Origin of the sequence: Flavobacterium sp., assembly GCF_044341265.1 — a bacterium.
Lineage (GTDB): Bacteria > Bacteroidota > Bacteroidia > Flavobacteriales > Flavobacteriaceae > Flavobacterium.
This window is the reverse complement of sequence record NZ_JBIISA010000031.1, coordinates 38713-47164: the sequence shown is the minus strand read 5'-3', so window position 1 is coordinate 47164 and position 8452 is coordinate 38713. Positions and strand designations below refer to the sequence as shown.

Here is an 8452-nt window from a genome sequence, read left to right as displayed (position 1 = left end):
CAAAGGTAAAACCTTTATCTATTCCGTGCAAATCTTTTTTAAAGTTTTTTTCAGTATTTGTTAAAGAACGTCTGCCGTATTGCGGGTGCAAAAGTACTCATCTTTTTGAATCTCGCAAACTTATTTATACCCTTTTTTGAAACTATTTTTTAATACACTGGTTTTGTGATTGTTGTTAATGAAAGTTTTTTTAATCTCTCAAGAAAATTGCTGAGTTACATATAAACATCTTTTGAAATACTAAATCTAATCAATACAGATACAACCTAGCCCTGATTGCAGCAGTTACCTTGTAACGCGGAAAGCAGGAATATGGATTGCAAGAATGCGCTGATGGTTCGCTTCTTAAAATATTAAGCTTTCTTTTTATTTAAATCTTTAGCTAAGTTTCGCCAATAATCATTCAATTCATCAATATCGACTGGATTAGCGGATTTTTGCTCGATGAGTCTTCCATTAATAAAAGCTCTATAAAGTATAGTTTCTATTAAGTAATCTTCATTACTTTTAAATGGTTGGTAGGTTTGCTTTAGATTTATATTAAATAGTCTGGCAGTATTATTAGACCAAAAAGCTTTCCATCCACTTTTGTAATCCTTAATAAGGTCAAAAGTTGATATACCTGTTTGGCGATGTATTAGCTTTATTAAAATTTGACCTTGTTTTGTAGATAATTTTTTAAGTTTTTCTTTGAATTCATTATCTAAATAATCTTCAACTATTTTAAAATACTTCTTTTTTTCCTTTTTTGACTTTAGTTTATCCATGGTTTTGTTCATCTGAATAAGTTTTTCAGAAGCCAATTTAGCGTATGGATATACTTTATAAACTCTATTTTGAAGTAATAGAAATTGTTTTTGAGCTTCTGGATCTAACTTGTCTTTTGAAAGAATGACTTCATCTAATAATATTGTATCTATAATAGTTGTATCAATTTCTTTCATATTAATTTCTTTTTCAAGTATCTCAGTGTCTTTTTCAACTTGAGCTAAAGAAATAAAAGAGGTAAAAAAAATAACTATTAATAATCGGTACTTGAACATGGCTGTTAATTTTAATGTAAAAATATAGAATATCCTTAACAAGTGTAGTGCCAAATTTATATTTTAGCAAAAAAATATTTTATGGCGACAAAATCGATACTTACAAAATCATCAATTTCCTTTTTGGAGAAATATTTGAATAATGCTTCACCAACAGGTTATGAATCTGAAGGACAAAAAATATGGATGGATTATTTAAAACCCTATGTTGATACATTTATAACTGACACTTATGGAAGTGCTGTTGGAGTTATAAACCCAGATGCTAAATTTAGAGTAGTAATTGAAGGACATTCTGACGAGATTTCTTGGTATGTAAACTACATTACTGACAATGGTTTAATCTATGTAATTAGAAATGGTGGTTCAGACCATCAAATTGCTCCATCAAAACGAGTTAATATTCATACTAAAAAAGGTATTGTAAAAGGTGTTTTTGGTTGGCCAGCTATTCATACTAGAAATCGTGGTAAAGAAGAAGCAGCAACTTTACACAATATTTTTATTGATTGTGGATGTGCAACCAAAGAAGAAGTTGAAAATTTAGGCGTTCACGTTGGATGTGTAATTACCTATCCTGATGAGTTTATGATTTTAAACGAAAATAAATTTGTTTGTAGAGCCATTGACAATAGAATGGGTGGCTTTATGATTGCTGAAGTAGCACGTTTATTAAAAGAAAATAAAAAGAAACTTCCATTTGGTTTATATATTGTAAACGCAGTTCAAGAGGAAATTGGGCTTCGTGGTGCTGAAATGATAACCCAAACTATCAAACCGAATGTAGCTATTGTAACTGATGTTTGTCATGACACTACTACTCCGATGATTGATAAGAAAATTGAAGGCGATTTACAAATGGGCAAAGGTCCTGTGATTGCTTATGCTCCAGCTACACAAAATATTCTTCGTGAATTGATTGTCACTACTGCTGAAGAGAAGAAAATTCCGTTTCAAAGACATGCAACTTCTCGCGTTACAGGAACAGACACTGATGCTTTTGCTTATAGTAATGGTGGCGTAGCTTCTGCTTTAATTTCGCTTTCTTTACGTTATATGCATACTACTGTGGAAATGGTTCATCGTGAAGATGTAGAAAATGTAATTAAATTGATATATGAAAGTTTGTTGAAAATAGAAGACAATCACAATTTTTCTTATTTCAAATAATAGACCTTAATATATATAGTATAGAAAATCCGAATTAATCATTCGGATTTTTTATTTTTATAAAAATTTATTTTAAAACTGTAACAATCCAAAAATCGATTTGTCTTTAGTATAGATTAACCACTCGACCAATTTGAAAAACCAAAATCTAGATATTGCTATTCTCCTAGAACGTTGCAAAGAGAATAATGAAAAAGCACAACTGACACTTTATAATCAATATTATAGAGCCATGTTTAATGTGTCGTATCGAATTGTTGGTGATTCTTATCTTGCTGAAGACGTTATGCAAGAAAGTTTTTTGAAAGCATTTACAAAATTAGATTCTTTTAGTGGAAATGTAACATTTGGTTCTTGGTTAAAGAAAATTGTTGTCAATACTAGTATAAACGAGTTAAAAAAATCGAACAAATACCAATTTGAGAGTTTGGATGAAAACATTGAAGTAATCGATTTTAAAGAAGAATCAGAAAATTATTCTGAATTAAAAGCTGAAAGTGTTTTAAAAACCATTCAAAGTTTGAAATCAAATTACAAAATCATTCTAACCTTATTTTTTATTGAAGGATATGATTTAGAAGAAATTACAAGCATTTTAAACATTAGCAATGAAAACTGTAGAACGATGATGAGCCGAGCAAAAGAAAGTTTAAGAAAAAAATTAAATGAATTATGAGTACCAATAATCTAAATCAACTTTTTGAAAACCAAAACAATTGGGATTTTGAAGAACCAAATCTTGGGCACGAAAAGCGATTTCTTGATAAATTAAAGAAACAACAACCAAAAAAGAAGAAATTCAATTGGTTACCAATGTCTATTGCGGCTTCACTACTATTAGGTTTTGGAATTTTAATTTTTAATTATACTAATAATCAAACTGAAGAAGTTGCCTTTTCACCTCAAGTGCAAGAAACTCACGATTATTTTTCTTCTGTTATTAATAATGAGTTGGCAACTTTAAAAAAGCAAGAAACTCCGCAAAGCAAAGCATTGATTAATGACGCTATGAATGAAATGGAATCGCTTGAGAAAGATTATCAAAATCTGAAAGATGAAATTGCAAAAAATGGTGAAAACAAACAGATAGTCTTTGCTATGATAACCAATATGCAAACTCGAATTTCCTTTATAAAATCGGTTTTAGAACAGGTTGAAGATATTAACAAAATAAATAAAATTGAAGATGAAAAACATTTATAAATTACTTTTTTTCGTTGCATTACTTCCAATTTTTGGATATGCATCAGAAGAAAAACACGCCTACAATAAAGAAAAAAACATCTCCAAAACCTATTCGGTTAACGATGATGCACAAGTAAATATTACCAATTCCTATGGAAATATAAACATATATTTATGGGATGAAAACAAAATATCCATTCAAGTTAACATCAAAGTTTCTGGAAATAACGAAAAGAAAATTAACGAACGAATAAATACCATTGATGTTGATTTTGCTGCAACAATGAATAAAGTTTCAGCTGAAACCATTTTCACAACTAAAGAATGGAGAGGCAATAACATTAGTTATGAAATAAATTATGTTGTAAAGATTCCACGAAATGGAAGCATTGATTTGGATAATAAATATGGAAACATATCAGTAGATAAACTAAATGGGAGTTCGGCAATTGAATGCAAATATGGAAGCATTATTTTAGGACAATTTAATAATAAAACTAACAATATAAGTATTGCCTATGCGCCAAATTCAAGCATAAACTCTATTGATAAAGTTAATCTTCAAAGTCAGTATTCTGAAGTTGATTTTCAGAAAGTAAATCAAATTAACATTGATGGAAATTATAATACATTTAGTTTTCAAAATGTTGGGATTCTAAATCTATCTTCAAATTATACCAAAATCAATTCAAAATCAATTCAAAAAATTGCCATTGATGGAAATTATCTTACGCTGAAATTAGGTGAAATTGGAAATTCCTTAATTGCTAATTCAAATTATAGCGATATTCAATTTTCTGCATCAAATAAAACCGATGCCATTACAATCAATGGAAATTATTCCAATTCTAAAATAACTTGTACATCAGACTATGCATTTGACATCAATGTAAGCCTAAAATATGGTTCGTTTGTTGATAATGTAGGACTAAAATACAGCTTAAAGTCAGAAAAAAACACTTCAAAATCTTACACTGCGTATCATATTAGTCAAGGAAAATCAAAAATAAGTATAACCACAAATTACGGAAGCGTTCAACTTTTAACAAAATAACAATGAGAAAACTAACAGTATTACTAGCATTAATTAGCATTTCAATTGCAAGTGCTCAAAATTGGGATAAAGAAAAAGTAAAAGGAAATGGAGTTCAAACCACAATTACAAGAACTACCGAATCTTATGATAAAATTTCAACAGGTGGTTCATTTAATGTTGAATTAGTCTCTGGAAAAGAAGGAACAATAACCATAAAAGGTGATGAAAACATTATAAGTCACATTGTTACTGAAGTAATTGGAAACGAATTAAAAGTGTATTTTGAAAAAAATAGAAGCTATAATTACAAACAAGACATCACTATTACAATTCCATTTGAAGAAATTAGCGAAATATCGTTTGCAGGTTCGGGAAATATGATTACAAAAAATGCTATAAACGCAACCGATTTTGAAGCAAAAATGGCTGGCTCTGGAGATTGCACTCTAGAAATTAATGCAAAAAATATTGTAGCAAAAATGGCAGGTTCTGGAAACTTAAAACTTTCAGGAACTGTAGAAAATTTAGAAGCTAAAACAGCAGGTTCTGGTGATTTGAATTGTAATAAATTAGTTTCCCAAAATGCAGATGTAGCTGTTGCTGGTTCTGGAAGTCTTGAAGTGAATTGCACCAATAATCTAATTGCTAAAGTAGCTGGAAGCGGAAATATTCAATACAAAGGAAATCCTAAAATTATCGATTCAAACGTTGCAGGTTCTGGTGATATTTCAGGAAATTAGAGGTTAGTTATAAATAAAAAAAGTCCCAAAACTTAATTGTTTTGGGACTTTTTTTTATTCAAGTTCTTTATGATTTCAAGGCATCTTTACTTCTAAATTCGTAAGTATTTATAGCTTGTTTACTATTGATTACTTCAAAATCTAAAGGATAAACTTCATTTGAAATTGTACTTTCAATTATTTGATTATCCAAATTGATCATTTCCTCAATTGATAAACCTAAATTTAATGGCAAATACTCTTCCTCTGGACTTTCTGTTATTTTTTTGTTTTCCTCTATAACTTCTTCAATTGATTTTACATAATTTGAAGAAATTACTGCAATTGATTCTTTGATTTTAGATTCCGATTCAAATTTAATTTCAGGTTTTTCAATTCTTGAATTTGAAATTAAATTAAAATTTGATTTTGATTCCGTTCTTACAATATCATTTTCGATATTTTGTTGGTCTAAAATAATTTCGCTTGCCGACAAAGTGTTTAGTAAAACTGTCGATAAAATTCCTAAATAAATGATTGATTTTTTCATGGTGATTTGTTTTTTTATTTTTTTGATGATTGATGATGATTATGTAATTTCTTAAAGATAATACCTTGTATTACATAGTAGATGATTCTGATTTTAATTAATTTTATACTTTCATGACTTCTAGTTATTTACGATTTATAACAATAAGACGATAGTTTTCCATTTTTGTTACACAAAGGTACAAAAAATAAAAAAGCCATGTCAAAAACACGGCTTAAATTCTATCTTAAAAAATGATTATTTTAGAAATTCCAAAACATTTTTTTCTATTCTTTCATTAATGTCAGAAATATCAGCTTTGACAAATTTTTCGCCTAAAATATTTTCATATAATTCAATGTAACGTTCAGAAACAGATTCGATATATTCGTCAGTCATGTTTGGAATTTGTTGACCTTCTTTTCCTTGAAAACCATTTTCGATTAACCAACGACGCACAAACTCTTTAGATAATTGCTTTTGCTCCTCTCCTCTATCTTGACGCTCTTGATAGCCATCAGCATAAAAATAACGAGAAGAATCTGGCGTATGAATTTCGTCAATCAAAACGATCTTTCCTTCTTTAGTTTTTCCAAATTCGTATTTCGTATCTACTAAAATCAATCCGCGGCTTGCTGCAATTTCAGTTCCTCTTTGATATAAAGCACGAGTATATTTTTCTAAAACTAAATAATCTTCTTCAGTAACAATTCCATTGGATAAAATTGCTTCGCGAGAAATATCTTCATCGTGTGAACCATTGTCAGCTTTGGTTGTTGGAGTTATTATTGGTGTTCCGAATTTGTCATTTTCCTTCAAACCTTCTTCCATTGTTACTCCACAAATAGTGCGTTTTCCAAGTGCATATTCACGAGCAGCATGACCAGAAAGATAACCACGAATTACCATTTCAACTTTAAATGGTTCGCATAAATGTCCGACTGCTACATTTGGATCTGGTGTTGCAATTAACCAATTTGGAACAATATCTGAAGTTAGCTCCATGAATTTTGTTGCAATTTGATTTAAAATCTGACCTTTATACGGAATTCCTTTTGGTAAAACCACATCAAAAGCAGAAAGTCTATCGGTTGCCACCATGACTAAAAGTTCGTCATTAATGTTGTAAACTTCTCTTACTTTACCGCGATAAACCGATTTTTGATTGGGAAAATTGAAATTAGTTGTAGTTATTGTATTCATTATAATTGTGTGTTGTTGTGTTTGGCAAAAATAGTTTCTTTTCAACACAAATACAATTATTTATTTGCTTAAAACATATCTTCTAATCAATCTATCAAATAATCGATATCCAAGAAATTTGCGCAAATATTTCATCAAATTAGCATCAAAACCAATAGAATATTTTTTGAATCTTCTCGAAGGATTTTCAGCAATTTTATACAGTTTATCTAAAATAGCTTCCGACAAATCGTGATTATCGCAGGTTTTCCTGTTCATGATTCCGTCAATACTTTGCATCATTTCTGCATAAGATTGTATTGTTGATTGATCACATTTAGTAACATTCTTCTGAAAATTGGATGGTGTATTACCAAACTGAACGGTTGAAACGCTAATGTTGAAGTCTAAAAGTTCATAAGCCATACATTCTGAAAAACTTTCAACGGCTTGTTTTGTTGGATGATAAAAACTTCCAAGAGGCAAATTCACCAATCCAGCAATAGAAGTGATGTTAATAAAATGACCTTTCTTTTGTTCACGAAAATGCGGTATAAATGCGCGGCATACTTTGACAACACCTAGCCAATTGACATTAACTATAGCATCAATTTTGTCATCTTCAGATAACTCTACAAAACTTCTGTAACCAATTCCTGCATTGTTGATTATAACATCTATAGATTTATAATCTTTTTGAATTTCATTTTTAGCTTTTTCAATACTTTCTGATGAAGTTACATTGAGTTCGTAACATTTTATATTTGGAATACCTTCAAAAGCATTACATTCTGATATACATATCATTGTAGCAATAACGTTCCAATTTTTTTTCGAAAAATGAATTGCAATTTCTTTGCCCAATCCTCCAGAAGCACCAGTAATAAGTATTGTTTTGATAAAGCTGCGTATAAATGATTATTTGAAAAATATAATTTTAACAAATATATCATTTTGAATCAAATAACCAAATGATAAATGTTTTTGTCGAAATTTAATTGATTTTTAGTTGTCGACTCAACTCTTCCAAAATAGCTAAACCTTTAGTATCTACTTTAAAAATTTCCTCAAAATCATCAATACCATTAGCGTTTCTGAATAAAATTTTCACTTTATCATTAGAAACATCGAAAGAAATAATTTTTGATATTGGAATTTTGTAGCGCTTTCCTGTTTCACGTTTTAAATAAAAAAAAGCAGCAAAACCTAAACCAGCGAAAGTTAGTGGAAAAAAAACATTTTCAGATTTTGTAATCATAAACAAACTAATGCAGATAATTACAAAAGGAAAACTATACATTTTAAAGGATTTTAAATCATTCTTTCTTATAGACTTCGGTGATTTCTCCAACAAATCATGAGTTTCCGACCAATTTCCAGAATTCGTTAGAAACAAATTTTCATCGTTAATGTTTAAATATCCGTTGGCATATTTGAAGTATTCTTTCATTTTTTGTGAATCACCATTTTTAAAATTTTTGAAATAACATTAATCAAAATCATAATTAGTAACGAAAACACGAATAACATAATCAAGATTATAAAAGTAATTTTCCAACCTGAATTAATCGTTGTGTTCCAACCAGGA

10 protein-coding genes are annotated in these 8452 nt (G+C 29.3%); 5 read left to right on the top strand and 5 right to left on the bottom strand.

Annotation, left to right across the window (positions count from 1 at the left end; genetic code table 11):
• Positions 1-353 precede the first annotated feature (353 nt).
• On the bottom strand, positions 354-1043 hold the full coding sequence (locus ACIQ06_RS13370) for a DUF4294 domain-containing protein (protein ID WP_396147130.1): 690 nt from the start codon (positions 1041-1043) through the stop codon (positions 354-356).
• 81 nt (positions 1044-1124) lie between these two features.
• Between ACIQ06_RS13370 and ACIQ06_RS13365 the strand changes: the two genes are divergently transcribed.
• From ACIQ06_RS13365 to ACIQ06_RS13345, 5 genes are all read left to right on the top strand, one after another.
• On the top strand, positions 1125-2213 hold the full coding sequence (locus tag ACIQ06_RS13365) for a M42 family metallopeptidase (RefSeq protein ID WP_396147128.1): 1089 nt from the start codon (positions 1125-1127) through the stop codon (positions 2211-2213).
• 133 nt (positions 2214-2346) lie between these two features.
• Positions 2347-2889, top strand: a complete 543-nt coding sequence (locus ACIQ06_RS13360; RefSeq protein ID WP_396147126.1) for an RNA polymerase sigma factor — start codon at positions 2347-2349, stop codon at positions 2887-2889.
• Positions 2886-3416, top strand: coding sequence for an anti-sigma factor (locus ACIQ06_RS13355; protein WP_396147123.1), 531 nt, complete (start codon positions 2886-2888; stop codon positions 3414-3416). The genes ACIQ06_RS13360 and ACIQ06_RS13355 overlap by 4 nt, the downstream gene beginning before the upstream one ends.
• The gene (locus tag ACIQ06_RS13350; protein WP_396147121.1) at positions 3400-4452 is read left to right on the top strand and encodes a hypothetical protein; all 1053 of its coding nucleotides are present in this window, start codon (positions 3400-3402) and stop codon (positions 4450-4452) included. The genes ACIQ06_RS13355 and ACIQ06_RS13350 overlap by 17 nt, the downstream gene beginning before the upstream one ends.
• Positions 4453-4454: 2 nt before the next feature.
• On the top strand, positions 4455-5174 hold the full coding sequence (locus ACIQ06_RS13345) for a head GIN domain-containing protein (RefSeq protein WP_396147119.1): 720 nt from the start codon (positions 4455-4457) through the stop codon (positions 5172-5174).
• Between the two features lie 67 nt (positions 5175-5241).
• Here the strand turns inward: ACIQ06_RS13345 and ACIQ06_RS13340 are convergent, their stop codons facing one another.
• The 4 genes from ACIQ06_RS13340 to ACIQ06_RS13325 form a co-directional block, all read right to left on the bottom strand.
• The gene (locus ACIQ06_RS13340; RefSeq protein ID WP_396147117.1) at positions 5242-5703 is read right to left on the bottom strand and encodes a hypothetical protein; all 462 of its coding nucleotides are present in this window, start codon (positions 5701-5703) and stop codon (positions 5242-5244) included.
• A 237-nt stretch (positions 5704-5940) separates the two neighbouring features.
• Positions 5941-6885, bottom strand: coding sequence for a phosphoribosylaminoimidazolesuccinocarboxamide synthase (locus ACIQ06_RS13335; RefSeq protein WP_396147115.1), 945 nt, complete (start codon positions 6883-6885; stop codon positions 5941-5943).
• A gap of 60 nt (positions 6886-6945) precedes the next feature.
• The gene (locus ACIQ06_RS13330) at positions 6946-7749 is read right to left on the bottom strand and encodes an SDR family NAD(P)-dependent oxidoreductase (protein ID WP_396147134.1); all 804 of its coding nucleotides are present in this window, start codon (positions 7747-7749) and stop codon (positions 6946-6948) included.
• A gap of 109 nt (positions 7750-7858) precedes the next feature.
• Positions 7859-8314 carry a hypothetical protein gene (locus tag ACIQ06_RS13325; protein ID WP_396147113.1) on the bottom strand — a complete coding sequence of 152 codons (456 nt, stop codon included), beginning with the start codon at positions 8312-8314 and terminating at the stop codon, positions 7859-7861.
• Between the last annotated feature and the right edge of the window lie 138 nt (positions 8315-8452).

Bases quoted from the DNA above. Each gene is read 5' to 3' on its own strand.
- ACIQ06_RS13370 (WP_396147130.1), bottom strand. From the start codon at position 1,043: ATGTTCAAGTACCGATTATTAATAGTTATTTTTTTTACCTCTTTTATT.
- ACIQ06_RS13365 (WP_396147128.1), top strand. From the start codon at position 1,125: ATGGCGACAAAATCGATACTTACAAAATCATCAATTTCCTTTTTGGAG.
- ACIQ06_RS13355 (WP_396147123.1), top strand. From the start codon at position 2,886: ATGAGTACCAATAATCTAAATCAACTTTTTGAAAACCAAAACAATTGG.
- ACIQ06_RS13350 (WP_396147121.1), top strand. From the start codon at position 3,400: ATGAAAAACATTTATAAATTACTTTTTTTCGTTGCATTACTTCCAATT.
- ACIQ06_RS13345 (WP_396147119.1), top strand. From the start codon at position 4,455: ATGAGAAAACTAACAGTATTACTAGCATTAATTAGCATTTCAATTGCA.
- ACIQ06_RS13340 (WP_396147117.1), bottom strand. From the start codon at position 5,703: ATGAAAAAATCAATCATTTATTTAGGAATTTTATCGACAGTTTTACTA.
- ACIQ06_RS13335 (WP_396147115.1), bottom strand. From the start codon at position 6,885: ATGAATACAATAACTACAACTAATTTCAATTTTCCCAATCAAAAATCG.
- ACIQ06_RS13325 (WP_396147113.1), bottom strand. From the start codon at position 8,314: ATGAAAGAATACTTCAAATATGCCAACGGATATTTAAACATTAACGAT.